Source organism: Providencia sp. PROV109 (assembly GCF_033681625.1).
Taxonomy (GTDB): domain Bacteria; phylum Pseudomonadota; class Gammaproteobacteria; order Enterobacterales; family Enterobacteriaceae; genus Providencia; species Providencia hangzhouensis.
Map to the genome: position 1 here is coordinate 572,357 of NZ_CP096320.1, position 16,749 is coordinate 589,105.

Sequence of the window (16,749 nt, forward strand, 5' to 3'; positions counted from 1 at the left end):
AAGTGGGGCAAAATACCTGTTTTAAATATCTTTTAATTCAAACATTAAAAAAGGCTGTTTTTCATCATTAAAGTGTTGATAAGCCGTAATTTGTTTGTCTTGAAATACGATTTGACCACGCCCTGTACGAAATACTTCATCTAACCATGACTTATGGTTGATCACTAATTGATATAATAAACGTTGTAGCTCAAGGTAATCTATTTCAGTCGATTGATTGTGTAAGTTGCTGGCTAATATTTCGCCTGCTTTATCTGTAAATACGACTAAGTGATTGAAATGAGATAATAATACATCAAAATAGCATTTGATTTTACGTAGGCGTAGTTCGGTATTTTTACGTTCGGTGTTGTCTAAACTGATCCCAACCAGCTTTGTCACTTTGCCATTAGGGCCTCTGACTCCTGTTGCTCGGGATGTGATCCAACGGTAATCGCCTTCCCAGTTAATTTTAAAATCCATTTCATGGGCACCGCCTTCACGAATAATTTTGGAATATCCATTAACCAATTTTTCTTTGGAGTCATGGCTCATTAAAGCCCAGAAATCTTCATTACTGGTGATTTTGATACCATAAACGGCTTCAACGTTGTCCGAGTAGTTCAATTCCCCAGTTAATAAGTCCCACTCCCAGGTCACGATATCTGCGGATTCTTGAAGATGGACTTCGTTGATGTTGCGCATGACGCCTGAATTGCTAACAGTGATTTGGTTATTGGTATACTCACCGTATTTCAACCATATCTTGTCGACATCCAATAACGTGGCGAGCTTTTCAAGATTATCTTCATCAATCATGCCGCCTTTCGTCCATTTGTTAACCGCCGTTCGGGAAACACCAAGGGCTTCAGCGGCTTTTAATTGACTCATTTTTTTCTGTTTTAGCAATTTCAACAAACGTTCTTTGAATGTCTCTGTTTCTGTCATCAATTCATGTTTACCTTATAACTTATGGAGTTAACTAAAAACCATGTGATAAGTGAGTAGCAAGGTATTGCTCTAGATTTTCGATAAAGACTCTAAGATTAGCACTCGTTCGGAGACTTCTCGAATATACAGCATAAACATCTGCAGTTTGATGCCATTGCGGTAACACTCGTACTAATTGGCCTGACTGTAACTCAGGCCGCACACTCCATTGGGAGCGCAATAGGATCCCTTCACCACTTAAGCACCATTGCTTGGCGACTTCACCATTATTGACGATTAATTTGCTATTGGGAGTGACCGTCATACTTTCTTGCTGGTGTTCAAGCTTCCATACCGCGGGGGCTTGATTACGTTCTTTAATCGCAATACAAAAGTGCTTTTGTTCCAGTTCTTGTGGGTATTTTGGGTAGCCGTGTGTTGCTAAGTAGGTTGGAGAAGCGCACAGAATACGCTGGTTCCGAGCAATTCGCCTAGCAATAAATTGCTCAGCTATCGTACCGCCAATACAGATATCAACGTCAATGTTTTCACTAATAATATCGACAGACTTATCGGTCAAAGTGAGATCAATACCTAATAAAGGATAACTCCCCCGGAGTGTGAGTATAAACGGGTTAATATAAGTACTGCCAAACCCTGTGCTACAACTGATACGTAGATTGCCGCGGATCTCTTCGCGACAGGCGTTGAGTTGTTGTTGCATCTGTTCCAGTTCAGCTAGCATCACTTCACTGCTACGTAAAATAATTTGCCCTTCGTGAGTCAGCTTAATTGAGCGAGCCGTTCTAAAAAATAAAGTTTGTCCTAAATTTTCTTCTAGCAACTTAATGCGTTTAGAAACATAAGCTGGGGATACCAACAGCTGTGATGCGGCTTGAGAGAAACTCATCAAACGGGCAACCGTGACAAAAACGCGGATATCCTCTAACGAAGGAAGCTTGTTCATAGTTTGTAAACCTAAGGATTACACTTCATATCTATACTTTATCACAGCAACCCCTAAACTGGAGAACAAACAGACATAATTCATTTATCAGAGGTTTTCACAATGTCACAATTTAACATAGCGGTTATTCCTGGTGATGGTATTGGTACCGAAGTGATCCCTGAAGGATTAAAAGTATTAGCAGCGGCAGCCAATAAATACAATGTAAAACTTAACTTTACCCATTTTGATTGGTCGTGTGAAACCTATCACCGTACAGGGCGTATGATGCCTGAAGATGGTTTAGAACAATTAAAGAAATTTGATGCGATTTTTCTCGGTGCGGTAGGGTTCCCTGGTGTTCCTGATCATATTTCGTTATGGGGGCTGTTATTACCTATCCGTCGTGCTTTCAACCAATATGTTAATTTGCGTCCTGTTCGTTTATTTGATGGCATTAAATGCCCACTAGCAGACAAAAAACCGGGAGATATTGATTTTTATGTCGTGCGTGAAAACGTTGAGGGGGAATACTCTGCGATTGGCGGTATTCAGTACGAAGGTACGGATGAAGAAATGGTACTGCAACAAAGCGTTTTTACCCGTAAAGGTACCGACCGTATCTTAAAATATGCTTTTGATTTGGCGCAGTCACGTGAGAAAAAACATTTAAGTTCAGCGACGAAATCCAATGGGCTATTTCATTCAATGCCTTATTGGGATAGCCGTGTAGCCGAAATGGCGAAGCAATACCCAGATATCAAAGTTGACCAATTTCATATTGATATCTTTGCTGCAAACTTAGTGAGAATGCCAGAGTTCTACGATGTGATTGTAGGGTCAAATCTATTTGGCGATATTTTGTCAGATTTAGGGCCTGCTTGTACAGGAACTATTGCGATTGCACCCTCAGCCAATATTAACCCAGAAAAACAATTCCCATCGATGTTTGAGCCGGTTCATGGGTCAGCACCTGATATCGCAGGGCAAAATATTGCCAACCCGATTGGTACAATTTGGGCAGCCGCCATGATGATGCAGCATTTGGGATGTCCTGAAATGCATGATTCGATTATGTCCGCAGTAGAAACAGCGATTAAACAGCGCCAACATTTGACTCGTGATATGGGCGGCGATGCCAGTACGCAGGCATTAGGGGATGAAATAGCCCGTTTGGTTAGTGCTTAGTTGATGCATAAAGACGGTGTTTATTGAGTCAATTTAGTGAGCCATCGAGGGACTGTTTTGCCTGTTCCTCGATGCTTTGATTGTTAATACCCCCAAGATCTGCGAAAATATCCGCCAATTTTGATTAACAAGACGGATTTGCGACGCCAAGAGCCACATTGAGCCTCTTCGAATGCTTATACAAATCTGTATATAAACGAAAAGAACGGTTAAATGACAGATCAGAACTTTCTCCATGAAGTTAGCACACGCAGAACGTTTGCTATCATATCGCACCCTGATGCCGCCCAGCCTTTCAACGCTTAAAACCACCTTTCATTGCACACCACAATCACATCTCTACGTACTGAATTTAAAGGCTTTTTGTCTTTTTCTCGTTTCTTTGCTTTTCAATGATGTTCAAGCGTAACCTCGGAAAATGTGTACAAACTTGAGTACAAATCGCCATATTTACCGTTTTTAGCCAAATTCCATGACACAAACCTAGCTGTAGGCCTTGTTCCTACTGGGTTTTAGCCAAAACTTGCCTATATTTTTTATGCCAAAAATCGAGAAATGATGGTAAGACGTTCGCGATTATCTCTAATTGTTTGCCGGTTGAGTTGGTTACCGGTTGCTTTCTTGCTGTCCTAAAAGTTCATTTGTATGGGCCTGATCTTCTGAACAAATCATGCATCTTTCTGACCATCAACAAGTGATGAATCAGGCGATGATAGCTTTACATTGATTTTCAGGAGAATGCAGATGACAGCAGTAGCGCACCAAGTAACCCCTTTTCTAACGTCTTACGAAGTTATGGCTCGTTACCACATTAGCTATACGACGCTCTGGCGAAGAATAAAAGATGGCAGCTTGCCGCAACCTCGTATCAACCGAAATACACGAAACAAGCTGTGGCACATTGAAGACTTGGAGGAGTATGAGAAGAATTAGGAATAGATAGCGTAGCTTAGTTTTTCTGTTGGAGCTTGGACTAACGCTTTGAAACGCCGGCTTGTGCCAACAATATAGTTAATATGTACACCAACTTAGGCTAAGATAGCAGCATGGATTTTTTATTGATTGGATGGATAGGTAAGTGACGACTCCTCAAGAACGGACAACAGGTATTACAAATGCGTCGATAAAAAAACGTTTCGGCTCAATTCCCGCTTGGAAGATGTTGAGTGAATATATCTGGAACGGTTTGGATGCTGGTGCATCAGATATTGATGTCATTATTAACACCTGTGATCTCGGCGGGGTGGAGTCAATAGAGATCCATGATAATGGTGAAGGAATTGACTTTCATAACCTAGACCGAAATTTTGATAATTGGGATGACTCATCCAAAAAACAGGTTACCCAAAAAGGCAGTCAAGGCAGAGGGCGGTATTCATTTCATAAATATGCTGCAACAGCAACCTGGCTTACGAGAAGACAATCTGAGAATGCACGTATTACCATAGACTCGTCTCGTATTAAAACGTACAAAGTTGAGTTGATCGACGATAAAGAACAGCATAGTAGTATTCTTTCAAATGGAAGTGGGACATCAGTATTTCTTACGGGCATTACGAGTGAAAAATCTCAAAAAATCCCTAATATTGAAAATATCATGGAGGAGCTTTCAAATGAATTTGGTTGGAAGCTAATAGTTTTTTCTAACCTTAAAATATCAGTTAATAGAGTCCGAGTGACGCCTCCCCAACATAGGTTGTTTCAAGAGCTTATAGATGTTGATGGAAATATATTTAGTTCAAGTATCATTCAGTGGATAAAAAAACCATCTGGTGAAAAGTCATACAATTATTTTAGAGATTCAAAAGAACATCAGAAGTATAGAAATCTGACTGGTTTTAACTACAAAAACAATTTTTTCATAAGTGGATATATACAATCTGAGTGGTTCGATAATTTTCAAGATACCTCATCTCCAAATGCTGATCTCTTCATTAGTGAAAAGAGTGATGGGAATAAAGTTTTAGCTATGCTGCTAAAAGAACTGCGCAACAAAACAGCCGAGATTTATCAGGGGTTCCTTAGAGAAAGAGCTGTTCAGCTTGTCGATTCTTTCGAAGAAAAAGGATATTTTCCTGTTTACAATTGGGAGTCTGACGAAGATCGTTCCTTTAGAATTGCACATACGAAGAAATTAGTAACTAGTATCTGCGTTGCTGATCCAGCAGCTTTTAATGGGCTAAAGGCTAAGCAAACAAAAATTATAATCGGTTTGCTTGATAGGCTATCTACATCAAGTGAAAATGATAGTTTGATAGATATATTGGAAGGCGTTTTAGACTTAAATAAGGAGCAAATGGATGAATTTGCATCTCAAATAAGTAAATCTAAACTTGATTATATAATTAGCACGATTGGACACATTCATAAGCGAGATCTAGTCGTACAGAAAATGAAGTACCTTTTTAAAGAGCACGCTAAAGAAGTTCTAGAAACACCAGACTTACAAGGTATTATTGAGGCTAATACATGGTTGTTTGGCCCTCAGTACACAACTATAGGTGCCGAAGAGGATGACTTTTCTAATACAGCTAGAAATCTTCGGAATTCAGATATTGAAATATTGGATGGGGACGATATCAGTACCAGTGATCTTATTGAAGGCGCTACCATAGAGGGGGCAAAAGGCCAAGTAGATTTGTTTCTTGCACGCAAAATGGTCACAATTGATCATTCTACACAAGAAGAATTTATTAAATGTACGATCATTGAAATAAAAAGACCAAGTGTAGCATTGAATAAGAAACATTTAGCTCAAGCTGAACGTTATGCTGAGGTACTTGATAAGCATCCTGCCTTTAATGATGAGAGAATGAGATTTGATGTTGTTCTTGTTGGAACTAAAATCTCCCAGAATGATACTCAAATTACAAGGCGGTTGAAAGACCTTGCTGGTAAGGGCGGCGCGGGCCTTGTTTCCGGGGCGGATGAAAGAATTCGAGTATACGTTAAAAGTTGGTCTACAATTTTTAATGATTTCGAGGTGACTCATAGTGCTTTATTACAAAAGCTAAAAATAAAGAGAAGCGAGCTAGAGTATAAATCTAAGCAAACCCTTGTGGATGAATTGCAAATACCTCTCTCTGAGGCGTCGTGAGACTTATAATAATTATTCGATAAGTTGTTTTTTTGTAACTGGAAAAACAACTAATCTAAACCGAGCCAAATGCACTACTTGACTCGGTCATTTGTACTAGCTCAGTCTCTTCCTTAATTCAGCTACCCCTTATTGTCCGAAACGCCAGTTGAATGGAAAGCCTGTCGGCTCGATGATGGTTTCTAGTTGTTGATACCAAACGTCGTAAGCATGACGCATTTCGTCCAGGTACTGATATTGGTTGTAGATAGCATCCAGCCCTTTTTTGCTGTGGCCAATCATCAACTCGGCAACTTCTTGCGTCGTGATGGCAGACATTCGCGTTCGCATCGTTCTGCGAAGATCATGCATAGACCAGTGTTCCATCTCAATACCAAGCGATCTGCGAGCCCAGATTTTCACATTGTTAGGAATAGTGGTATCAAAGCCATTTGTGGCAAGCTCTTCTTGTCCGTTCGCGGGAAACAAGTAAGTTGATTTGCTCATCTGCATCGCCAGTTCAATCAGCTCAATAGCTGGCTTAATCAATGGCCGCATGATCGGCGCTCCAATTTTCTCACCTTGTTTGCGGATCTCTATGGGCACTGTCCACATTGCAGATTGCAAGTCAAAGTGATGCTTTTCAGCTTGAATGAGTTCGCCCTTGCGCCCTCCCAATAAGAGAAGCAGTTTTATGTAGATGCGATTCTTCTCAGTGATTTTTGACTCATGCAAATAGCGCCAAAGTATCCTGATCTCGTTGTCATTTAGCACCCGAGTTCGTTTTCCTTTTTTACCGCCAACCTTTTTTGCTGTGATCCCAGCGGCAGCGTTAATTTCCAAAATTTGTTCATCAATCAGCCAGTCATAGAACTTATGCAGTACAGACACTAGGCGCTCTGTGTTTGACGGAGACGATTCCGAAACCTCACGAAGACAGTTTCGCAAGGACAATTCAGTGATGTCAGTTAATGGATACTTGCCAAGTCGGGGCAGCAAATATATTTCACTGCTGCGTTTTTGGTAGTGCCACGTTTTCTCCTTTAGCCCTTGCTTACCGGCAGAGTCTATCCAGTCTCGAAAAATCGATTCGAAGCTTTGATTAGCAGAATACTTAGCCCGTTCCTGCTGTAGGTAAAGCTTGGGGTTTCGGCCTTGATCAAGTACTGCCCTTAACCTATCCAGCTCATTCCTGGCTTCAGCCAGCTTCATAAGGGGGTAAGTACCTATGTCTACCCGCTGTTGCTTGCCATCGAACCGATAACGAAACTGAAAAACAATTTTGCCCTTGGGCGATACCCGAGCACTTAGCCCATCTCGGTCGGCTTTTACTACGGTTTCTTTTGCTTCTTTATTTAACCTGGCATCGAGCCAGCTAACTGATAACGCCATGTTATAAGCCCAGCCCTAGTTTTGATTTTAATGATTGTTTACGTGTTTCTGCTTTGGGTTCTGGCGCTGTACTCATAGAAGTAACTTCACCATCTGGTGCAAGGCCATCCACCGGTACAGATGTCGTGGATAGATTGGGTTGGCTCATTTGAATTAACCCAAAGGTTGCCAGCATCCGCAGACGCTCAGCGCGTTCCCGTGGTGGCGTCTTTTCCAATTCTTTGAGTAGTTCTGGGTGGCTCCCTGGGGGAATGTTGACGACAACTCTCATGATCATGCCCCATAAAACCAGAAGCCTCGGACGTTCGCCAAAACAGACTGCTCAGGCACGATGATCTTGCTTCGTGAAAAAATCTCCTTGGCCGCTTCCTTATAAGCCAAGGCTCCACCTCCGGCGATCAATACCAAGTCCGCATTAATGCTTTCGTCACGCATGGATTGACGCATGGCTGTAAGAGCAACAGGCGCTACCTTTTTCATGGCAGCATTCAGATAAGGTGAAATATCGACTTTTTCTCCAAATAGCAGGACCTGTAAGTCGCCGGTTCTCATGGCTTTTTCAAGTCGATCCATTCCGACTTTGGCACCATGATCTTCCGAAATCAGCTTATCGATGGTTTCCAGTAGCACGGACATTGCCTGAAGACTGGTTCCTGATGAGCTGTAGCGAATTTCTCCGGCCTCAAGGGCAACCCAATCAACAGAAAAGAAGCCGGGATCAATGACGACGACACGACCTTCTTCAATCAAGCCCAGATCACCACCCGTTTGAACCAGATCCATATAGGCACCGGCAGGCTGTGGTAGTACTTTGACGTCATGAACGGTGATGCTGCGCTTAGGCGTCACTTGATGGACACCTTTTAAACGCTGCACAAGGTCAGACTTACGTTGTGGTTCATGAAACTGGGAAACCGGTAATCCAGTGACAACCAAATCGATGGATTCTGTTTCAGCCATTAACAAGGCGGCATGAAAAAGTGCCTTATAGGTTTTTGTGGTGGGATATTCCGGGTGAAGCTCTCGTTCCCAGCCTTGAAGGCGTCCAGCAGGAACACCAGCGGCCCAGCGCTCATTATCGACAGAGACATACAAACAAGTTTCATCATCGCCTCCACCGATACGCTCCGGCATACGATCCGCTGGACCGGCACCCGCAGGTAGAATAATGGTTTTCGGTTCACTACCTGATTGGCCAATTGCCAGCTTCAGGTTTGAGTAACCGATATCTACGCCTAGTACAAACATACTTATCTCCTGTGCACTCAAAGTGCTCTAACGGTTTTCAATCAACCGCGCTGTTCACGCTTGGGCATTTCCAAGTGCTCTGGCGGTTTACTCAAATGTCATTATCAGGATTCGGTGCACTGGCGGTGGGCAGAAAGGTGACAAATCCTTTCATCTATCTGCCTATTGCATTTTTGCAAAAGTATGAGAATAGGCTCTGTTTGGCGGCTGGTGACCTAGCCAAAAAAATTGAGACGCCAAACGTCGTTTGCATTCTGGCCTGAACTTGCCAAACGGTTTGTATCTTCATGGCGATACGTCTTTTTAGGTGTTTTTAAGTGAAATCAGCCTGTATCCCTTGTCGGGTATGGGATTGAGCGAGTCGATTTATATCGAGACGCCAAACAGTGATTGTGACGGCAGTTTTACGTTTGGCGTTTCGATCCAAAAGCCAAACGGATAGTGGTTTTGGCTTTAGGGGTTAATTGGATGGGGAAATTGGTTTGGTAGAAATCGTCAATGAACAATGGAAAGCAGATGTATCAGATTTACTTCAGCAAGAAACGGACAGGCTAAAAGCGCTGGCACGAGCTGAAGTTGATGACTTTTGGGTTACCCATTACAAGGTTCGAGAGAATGAGCCCTTTAAAGACTGGGGTCTGCTTGGTGTCCGTATCAGAGACTTTAAGTATGGCTTTGGCATAGAGTGGTATATCAACAGTTTTCACGGTCAACGAGGCAAACGCGTGGTCTTTAGCAAGGGGCTGCGTATCTCAAAGACGAAGCTGAGATACGCATTTTTGACTGCCAAGGTTTGGCCAAAGAATGGGAGCTAGCGCTGGCCATGGAGAAAGAGGAATTCTTCAGTGATATTCGACGCCAGGTTGATAAGCTCAACATGCTGCGTCGCAGAGTGAATGCGTATTGAGTCAACTGCGCTACTTCACTCGCGGTAACTGGTCCCAGCGTGTTGTATAAGCGGGAGACAAATGCTCTCGCTTCATCGACCAATCTTTCTTGAGTCCTTGTCCAGCAAAGAAAACCTTTCCGGCACCGCTTTGGTTAATGGTGTCCAATACAGACATTAGCTGCTGGCTATTAGAGCGGGTCGATACGTCATCGAATAGTCCTGGTTGAAACATGCCAGGATCGTAAAAGTCAGACAGCATGACGCCCGCTTTGGCATAACGAAAACCATCCTTCCATATCCGCTTGAGTAAGTGATTGGCCAGCTCGATAAAATCCCGCGTGTCGCAACTGGGGATTAGCAATTCACCCGATGCAGAGTTGCTGTACTGCGGCTCGTTGTCCTTAAAGGGGCTGGTACGTATGAACACGGTCAGCACTTTGGCTTGCTGCTGTTCTTTGCGAAGTTTCTCAGTGGCGCGGGTTGCGTATTCGCATACGGCTTCACTTAAAAATTCAAAGTGCGTCACTTTTACGCCAAATGAACGGCTACAGACGATTTGCTTCTTAGTTGGCGGGATCTCTTCAAGTTCAATGCACGACTCACCATTGAGCTCTCTGACGGTTCTTTCTAAAACCTCTGAAAACTGGTCTCTGATGGCTCTAGGAGAGGCATTGGCGAGATCTAAGGCTGTGGTGATACCCAACGCATTTAAACGCTTAGAAAGCCGTCTACCAACGCCCCAAACATCATCAACCGGGACTAATGCGAGCAATCGACGTTGCCGATCTGGATTGGTCAGGTCTACAACCCCCTGAGTAGCTGGATATTTTTTGGCGGCATGGTTAGCCAGTTTGGCGAGTGTTTTAGTCGGTGCAATGCCTACACAGACGGTGATCCCAATCCAGTGGCCTATGCGCTCTCGCACTTGTTGTCCGAACTCGACAAGAGATATGGCAGACTCAATACCGGTTAAATCCAAAAACGCTTCGTCAATAGAGTAAACCTCTACTCGTGGTGCCATCTCCTCCAAAGTGCGCATCACTCGACTGCTTAAATCTGCATACAGCGCGTACAGTTGGCTAAGAATTCCCGCTAAAAATAGACGAGTAAGTGAGCAACCATTCTGCCGCATGGGTTGCTGGCGTCTAACACCAGAAAAATCACCCAGCCCAACCCGCTGTCTATTTTTTAAGGTGGGCATTCATCTACATGTCTAATTTTTTACCAATTTGATCGCTAAGATGTACTAATTTGATTACCGAGGGAGACTGACGGACTAATTACTTAGGGGCTTAATCGTACAATCTCCACTCGACACCACACAACTCACTTCTGGACATTTCTGAGTTGCATTTTAGCTAATTTAGAAAAACATGAATTAGATAAAGTATGGAAATTTCAAATCAATATGAGGCGGACATGAAGAAATTGAAAAAAGTAGCTTAACTGGGTTGGTCAATTTTGGTTGACCACGTCATGTTCCGGTGAGTACGCAAGTCATTGGCGCTAACGAATATGAAGGTCACTTTGCTTTTGACTTACTCTATAACAACTCTTCAGATATACAGCCTAATACCTTATCGACCGATACGCATGGTACCAATAATGTTAACTTCGCTATATTAGATTTCTTTGGTTACACATTCGCCCCTCGATACGCGAAAATGAAAAAGGTGTTTTTTGAGCTATTTGAAGTGACTGAAGAGAACGGAGGCCGTATTCAATTAAAGAAAGATATTAATCATAAGCTAATTGCTGAAGAATGGGACAATATTCAGCATATTGTTTGTTCATTGAGTCGTAAAACCACCACTCAAAGCACAATCATTAGAAAGTTGAGTAACGGCAAGAGCCGAAGATTGTCAGCATTGCATGAGTACGACCGTTTAATTAAATCTATTTATGTTTTGGAGTATGTTGATAATTCAACGTTGCGTCATTACGTCCAGCAAGCCTTGAACAGAGGTGAAGCATACCATCAGTTAAAACGTGCTATTACTTCAGTTAATGGCAATAAATTTCGTGGGGGGAATGATTACCAAGTATCACAATGGGGTTCTAGGGATTTTCCCCTCTAAAAAGACTTAATCCTCTGTAGACCACACCAATAAATGGCTGCGGAGGTGGGTTACTACTTATAAGTGTGGCAAATTAGGTAAATATCGTACATTTAATACGGAACAGCCCTGATATGGCCATCAAAAACGAAATTACTATTCTCACGAGAGCAGAACAGGCAGATCTTTATTCCCCACCCATTTTTTCAATCGAAGAACAACGTCTGTACTTTTCTCTGAACGATGCGGAATTGGCAGTTTTTCGGTCAATTCGTCTCAGAGCTCATAGATGTTACTTTGTCGCGATTTTGGGATACTTCAAATCAAAGCCCGTCATCCTAGATATCGCTTACTCGCAGGTTTCTAAGGATTTAATGTTCATCAGTAAAGAGCTGCTTGGCGGCAAGGGGCTCAGACCATTCACTCCCTCACAAAAACAAAAAGATCGACTCTACGCAAAAGTATTAGACCTTGCTGGTTATCACAAATGGGACGAAAGTCAGCACTTCAATTCTCTTTTCGACCACCTTGTTCAGGTGGGCAATGCCTGGCTGGAGCCGCGTTACCTCTTTGATACTGCTATTGAATTCCTAACCAGTCACAGCATTGCTATCCCTAGGTACACCGTACTCCAGAGACTGATAAGCAGAGCGATGCAGCAGGTCAGAAAAGACCTGGCGCACCAACTTAATCAACTCACCAGTCCTGAACTTCACGTCTTTCTGGACAGCATAACAGCCATTGATGACGGACTAAGCCTGAACCAGCTCAGAGGCGGTGCAAAAAGTCTGACCGTACCTGAACTTAAAAAAGAGCTTGCCCTTTATCATCAGTTAGCGCCATGGCGCACGCAAATCAATGGCGTTATCGATGGGCTTAATCTGTCTCTTAAAAATCGACAACACTTCGGTGAGCTCATCAACTATTACGGTAGTAAACTCAAACGATTCAAACGCGCACAGCAGCATCTATGGTTGCTATGTCACCTGACAGAGCGGATACAACTGGCACTGGAACGGTTAACTGATGGGTTCATTTACCATATCCGCAAGCAACAAGAAGCTGCCAACACCTTTGCACAACAAGCAGTGTTCCTGTCCTGGCAGTCAGCCGCGGACAATGTCACGAAAGCGGCAGAGTTACTGCATCTGTTTGTGGATGAGAACATTGATGATAATCAACCCTTCTCAGTAGTCAGACAACAGGCATTGAAGGTCATGAATGACAGGGATATCCAGACCCTCTGCCTTTACCTGAAAAAACAGAAACGGACCGTGGAAGAGTACCAGTGGCAACATTACGATGAACAATGCAATCTCCTGGAGCAACTGTTAAGGCAGGTGTTCTTGTGCCTTGAATGTGAGGCCGGTAAAGGCTCAGAAGCCGTCGTCGCCCAACTTCAACAGATGCAGACGGAAATCGCATTCGGTGGACCACTGAAGACGATGGATACGTCGCTCATCCCGAAAAAGCACCTCCCATGGTTGGTTAAACAGGATAACGTTAACCCGCAACGTTACGAATGGCTGCTCTACCGGCAGTTAACCTCACGACTGAATGGACGCATTTATTTGCCAAATGTTACCAAATACCGCGCACTGGAAGACGACCTGATCCCCCAGACATCGCAGGATACCTTGCTGGCCTCATCAACACTGGACAGACTAAAACAGCCCGCAGAGTTATTGTTACAGGAGAAACAACACCGGCTGGAAAGTGCACTCAAAGACGTTGCTCTCCATATTGATGAGGGAGACAATCGAAATGTGATCATGAAAAATCGTACCGGTACCCGCTGGCGTCTGCCGACCAAAAGCGCTACATCTCTGGTCAACAATCCCTTTTTTAAGCGAATGCAACCGGTCGGTATCGCGGATGTACTGCGGTATGTAGAGCGCGAAACCGGGTTCATGAAATGTCTGACTCATGTACTTCCGATACAAAAACAAGGGTTCACTCATCAGGATGATTTACTGGCCATTCTGATTGCCAACGCCACTCACCGTGGTGTGTATGGCATGGCGCAGATCTCCGATCGAAGCTATGAACACCTGAGTACGGTGCAGGCCAACTATATCCGGCCTGAAACGCTGCATGACGCCAGCGACGTGATCAATAATGCGGTTGCAGCGCTACCCATCTTCCGCCACTACCATATTCAGGAGGACCAGCTGCATGCCAGTGCGGATGGTCAGAAATTCGAAACCCATCTGGAAACCTTTAAAACCCGGTACTCCTCTAAGTATTTCGGCACCAACAAAGGGATCACGGCCATGACACTGGTGGCCAACCACAGCGCCCTCAATGCTCGGATCATCGGTTCCAACGAGCACGAATCACACTATATTTATGACCTGTTACAATCCAACAGCAGTGAAATCAAACCTGACGTACTCTCGACAGATACACACGGTGTCAATCATGTTAACTTCGCCTTACTGGATCTATGCGGTTACAGTTTTGCACCGCGATACGCGCAGTTCAGTAGTGTCATCAATGATCTGTTTGATGTGACTGAAAGTGAACAAGGCAGCACCATACTGGCGCTAAAGAAGCCTATCAGAACGAATGTTATTACAACGGGATGGCAAGATATCAGGCGTATTGTTCTGTCACTTCAGACAAAGCGGACGACACAAGCAATGCTGGTAAGAAAGTTGTCTGGTTACCCTTCTGGACACCCAATATTACAGGCTCTGACGGAGTATAATCGACTGGTTAAAGCGCAATATTTACTTGACTACATCGACGATGCCAGTTTGCGGCAGTATGTGCAACGTGCCCTGAACCGGGGAGAAGCATGGCACTTCCTTAGACGAGCCATTGCGTCGGTGAATGGTGATCAGTTCCGTGGCAAAAACGAGTCTGAAATCGCTATCTGGAATGAATGCGCAAGATTGCTTGCCAACGCGATCATCTACTTCAACTCCGCGATACTGAGTCATCTTCTGGGACACTTTGAAGCGAGAGGAGATGAAGAGAAAGCGGGTATCACTCGTGCTGTTTCGCCCGTTGCGTGGCAAAATATCAACTTAAGCGGAACGTATAACTTCACTAATACTGGGAAATTGCCCAATATTGGCGAAATAACAAGGCCGATAGTGGATGATTAGGCTCCAAGCTGAAAGTAAACCACCTCCGCAGCCATTTATTGGTGTGGTCTACAGAGGATTATGTCTTTTTAGAGGGGAAAATCCCTAGAACCCCACCTTGAGACAGAACGCGCCTTGGTCAGAATCCCAGTCGCTGGGCGGGTTTGCGCCTACGCTCTTGACCCCCACGAGGTCTGGAAAGGGTACGACAACGCCAAAGAATACGCGGCCTTCGTGACCAAGACGCTGGTCAACAAGGACGGCGATATTAAGCGCCGGATCATGTCGATGTTTAGCCCAGAGGAACGCCCAGACGACAGGGAGTGACGGGCACTGGCTGGCAATGTCTAGCAACGGCAGGCATTTCGGCTGAGGGTAAAAGAACTTTCCGCTAAGCGATAGACTGTATGTAAACACAGTATTGCAAGGACGCGGAACATGCCTCATGTGGCGGCCAGGACGGCCAGCCGGGATCGGGATACTGGTCGTTACCAGAGCCACCGACCCGAGCAAACCCTTCTCTATCAGATCGTTGACGAGTATTACCCGGCATTCGCTGCGCTTATGGCAGAGCAGGGAAAGGAATTGCCGGGCTATGTGCAACGGGAATTTGAAGAATTTCTCCAATGCGGGCGGCTGGAGCATGGCTTTCTACGGGTTCGCTGCGAGTCTTGCCACGCCGAGCACCTGGTCGCTTTCAGCTGTAAGCGTCGCGGTTTCTGCCCGAGCTGTGGGGCGCGGCGGATGGCCGAAAGTGCCGCCTTGCTGGTTGATGAAGTACTGCCTGAACAACCCATGCGTCAGTGGGTGTTGAGCTTCCCGTTTCAGCTGCGTTTCCTGTTTGCCAGCCGGCCCGAGATCATGGGGTGGGTGCTGGGCATCGTTTACCGCGTCATTGCCACGCACCTGGTCAAGAAAGCGGGCCATACCCACCAAGTGGCCAAGACGGGCGCGGTCACCCTGATCCAGCGTTTTGGATCGGCGCTCAATCTGAATGTTCACTTCCACATGCTGTTTCTCGACGGTGTGTATGTCGAGCAATCCCACGGCTCAGCGCGTTTCCGCTGGGTCAAGGCGCCGACCAGCCCAGAGCTCACCCAGCTGACGCACACCATCGCCCACCGGGTGGGTCGCTATCTGGAACGGCAAGGCCTGCTGGAACGGGATGTCGAAAACAGCTATCTGGCCTCGGATGCGGTGGATGACGACCCGATGACACCCCTGCTGGGGCACTCGATCACTTACCGTATCGCTGTCGGTTCACAGGCGGGGCGAAAGGTGTTCACTTTGCAAACTCTGCCGACCAGTGGTGATCCGTTCGGTGACGGGATTGGCAAGGTAGCCGGGTCCAGCCTGCACGCCGGCGTGGCGGCCAGGGCCGATGAACGCAAGAAGCTCGAACGGCTGTGCCGGTACATCAGCCGCCCGGCGGTATCCGAGAAGCGGCTGTCGTTAACACGAGGCGGCAACGTGCGCTACCAGCTCAAGACGCCGTACCGGGACGGCACCACGCACGTCATTTTCGAACCATTGGATTTCATTGCAAGGCTGGCCGCCCTGGTACCGAAGCCCAGAGTCAACCTAACCCGCTTCCACGGGGTGTTCGCACCCAACAGTCGGCACCGGGCGTTGGTCACGCCGGCAAAACGGGGCAGGGGCAACAAGGTCAGGGTGGCTGATGAACCGGCAACACCAGCACAACGGCGAGCGTCGATGACATGGGCGCAACGGCTCAAGCGTGTTTTCAATATCGACATCGAGACCTGCAGCGGCTGCGGCGGCGCCATGAAAGTCATCGCCTGCATTGAAGACCCTATAGTGATCAAGCAGATCCTTGATCACCTGAAGCACAAAGCCGAAACCAGCGGGACCAGGGCGTTACCCGAAAGCCGGGCGCCACCGGCTGAGCTGCTCCTGGGTCTGTTTGACTGACGAGCCTGAAGGCCAACGAT

The 16,749-nt window shown here is 45.5% G+C and carries 12 protein-coding genes and 2 pseudogenes; 8 read left to right on the forward strand and 6 right to left on the reverse strand.

The genetic code is table 11. The annotated features are described in order from the left end of the window. Positions 1 to 21: 21 nt before the first annotated feature. Both M1F25_RS02535 and M1F25_RS02540 read right to left on the reverse strand, forming a co-directional pair. Entirely contained in the window at positions 22 to 927 is a 906-nt protein-coding gene (locus M1F25_RS02535) for a helix-turn-helix domain-containing protein (protein WP_181489207.1), read from the reverse strand. A 34-nt stretch (positions 928 to 961) separates the two neighbouring features. Continuing rightward, complete coding sequence (locus M1F25_RS02540) at positions 962 to 1,876, reverse strand: LysR family transcriptional regulator (RefSeq protein WP_181489209.1); 915 nt, start codon at positions 1,874 to 1,876, stop codon at positions 962 to 964. Positions 1,877 to 1,978: 102 nt separating this feature from the next. Here M1F25_RS02540 and M1F25_RS02545 point away from each other — a divergent pair, with 102 nt between their 5' ends. The 3 genes from M1F25_RS02545 (at position 1,979) to M1F25_RS02555 (ending at position 6,140) form a co-directional block, all read left to right on the forward strand. Beyond that, complete coding sequence (locus M1F25_RS02545; RefSeq protein WP_181489211.1) at positions 1,979 to 3,043, forward strand: tartrate dehydrogenase; 1,065 nt, start codon at positions 1,979 to 1,981, stop codon at positions 3,041 to 3,043. A 744-nt stretch (positions 3,044 to 3,787) separates the two neighbouring features. Continuing rightward, positions 3,788 to 3,976, forward strand: a complete 189-nt coding sequence (locus tag M1F25_RS02550) for a helix-turn-helix transcriptional regulator (protein ID WP_000127615.1) — start codon at positions 3,788 to 3,790, stop codon at positions 3,974 to 3,976. 145 nt (positions 3,977 to 4,121) lie between these two features. Continuing rightward, on the forward strand, positions 4,122 to 6,140 hold the full coding sequence (locus M1F25_RS02555; protein WP_000211147.1) for an ATP-binding protein: 2,019 nt from the start codon (positions 4,122 to 4,124) through the stop codon (positions 6,138 to 6,140). Between the two features lie 129 nt (positions 6,141 to 6,269). Here M1F25_RS02555 and M1F25_RS02560 read toward each other — a convergent pair whose 3' ends face one another. Genes M1F25_RS02560 through M1F25_RS02570 form a run of 3 tightly spaced genes read right to left on the reverse strand, consistent with a single transcriptional unit; the run spans position 6,270 to position 8,759 of the window. After that, positions 6,270 to 7,511 carry a tyrosine-type recombinase/integrase gene (locus M1F25_RS02560; protein ID WP_001218618.1) on the reverse strand — a complete coding sequence of 414 codons (1,242 nt, stop codon included), beginning with the start codon at positions 7,509 to 7,511 and terminating at the stop codon, positions 6,270 to 6,272. Position 7,512: 1 nt separating this feature from the next. After that, positions 7,513 to 7,782, reverse strand: coding sequence for a hypothetical protein (locus tag M1F25_RS02565; RefSeq protein WP_001995600.1), 270 nt, complete (start codon positions 7,780 to 7,782; stop codon positions 7,513 to 7,515). A 2-nt stretch (positions 7,783 to 7,784) separates the two neighbouring features. Continuing rightward, entirely contained in the window at positions 7,785 to 8,759 is a 975-nt protein-coding gene (locus M1F25_RS02570) for a ParM/StbA family protein (protein WP_000497807.1), read from the reverse strand. A gap of 464 nt (positions 8,760 to 9,223) precedes the next feature. Here M1F25_RS02570 and mobI point away from each other — a divergent pair. Continuing rightward, positions 9,224 to 9,666: pseudogene (mobI, locus tag M1F25_RS02575) on the forward strand (conjugative transfer protein MobI(A/C)). 10 nt (positions 9,667 to 9,676) lie between these two features. On the opposite strand, the gene umuC reads toward mobI, so the two are convergent. Continuing rightward, complete coding sequence (gene umuC, locus M1F25_RS02580) at positions 9,677 to 10,849, reverse strand: translesion error-prone DNA polymerase V subunit UmuC (protein ID WP_001142610.1); 1,173 nt, start codon at positions 10,847 to 10,849, stop codon at positions 9,677 to 9,679. Positions 10,850 to 11,132: 283 nt separating this feature from the next. On the opposite strand from umuC, the gene M1F25_RS02585 reads away from it, so the two are divergent. The 4 genes and pseudogenes from M1F25_RS02585 to M1F25_RS02600 all read left to right on the forward strand — a co-directional run bounded on the left by M1F25_RS02585 (position 11,133) and on the right by M1F25_RS02600 (position 16,729). Next, on the forward strand, positions 11,133 to 11,726 hold the full coding sequence (locus M1F25_RS02585; protein WP_000107352.1) for a Tn3 family transposase: 594 nt from the start codon (positions 11,133 to 11,135) through the stop codon (positions 11,724 to 11,726). Positions 11,727 to 11,839: 113 nt separating this feature from the next. Next, positions 11,840 to 14,818 (forward strand): Tn3 family transposase, encoded by a 2,979-nt coding sequence (locus M1F25_RS02590; RefSeq protein WP_000985631.1) that lies wholly within the window; start codon positions 11,840 to 11,842, stop codon positions 14,816 to 14,818. 93 nt (positions 14,819 to 14,911) lie between these two features. Then, positions 14,912 to 15,124: pseudogene (locus tag M1F25_RS02595) on the forward strand (repA); the annotation flags it as partial. A 111-nt stretch (positions 15,125 to 15,235) separates the two neighbouring features. Beyond that, positions 15,236 to 16,729: an IS91-like element ISVsa3 family transposase gene (locus M1F25_RS02600; RefSeq protein WP_001120888.1), complete on the forward strand. Its 1,494-nt coding sequence runs from the start codon at positions 15,236 to 15,238 to the stop codon at positions 16,727 to 16,729. Positions 16,730 to 16,749: the final 20 nt, after the last annotated feature.

Coding starts and splice junctions, on each gene's coding strand:
- M1F25_RS02560 (WP_001218618.1), bottom strand. CDS start 7,511: ATGGCGTTATCAGTTAGCTGGCTCGATGCCAGGTTAAATAAAGAAGCA.
- M1F25_RS02550 (WP_000127615.1), top strand. CDS start 3,788: ATGACAGCAGTAGCGCACCAAGTAACCCCTTTTCTAACGTCTTACGAA.
- M1F25_RS02600 (WP_001120888.1), top strand. CDS start 15,236: ATGCCTCATGTGGCGGCCAGGACGGCCAGCCGGGATCGGGATACTGGT.
- M1F25_RS02545 (WP_181489211.1), top strand. CDS start 1,979: ATGTCACAATTTAACATAGCGGTTATTCCTGGTGATGGTATTGGTACC.
- M1F25_RS02570 (WP_000497807.1), bottom strand. CDS start 8,759: ATGTTTGTACTAGGCGTAGATATCGGTTACTCAAACCTGAAGCTGGCA.
- M1F25_RS02590 (WP_000985631.1), top strand. CDS start 11,840: ATGGCCATCAAAAACGAAATTACTATTCTCACGAGAGCAGAACAGGCA.
- umuC (WP_001142610.1), bottom strand. CDS start 10,849: ATGCCCACCTTAAAAAATAGACAGCGGGTTGGGCTGGGTGATTTTTCT.
- M1F25_RS02565 (WP_001995600.1), bottom strand. CDS start 7,782: ATGAGAGTTGTCGTCAACATTCCCCCAGGGAGCCACCCAGAACTACTC.
- M1F25_RS02540 (WP_181489209.1), bottom strand. CDS start 1,876: ATGAACAAGCTTCCTTCGTTAGAGGATATCCGCGTTTTTGTCACGGTT.
- M1F25_RS02535 (WP_181489207.1), bottom strand. CDS start 927: ATGACAGAAACAGAGACATTCAAAGAACGTTTGTTGAAATTGCTAAAA.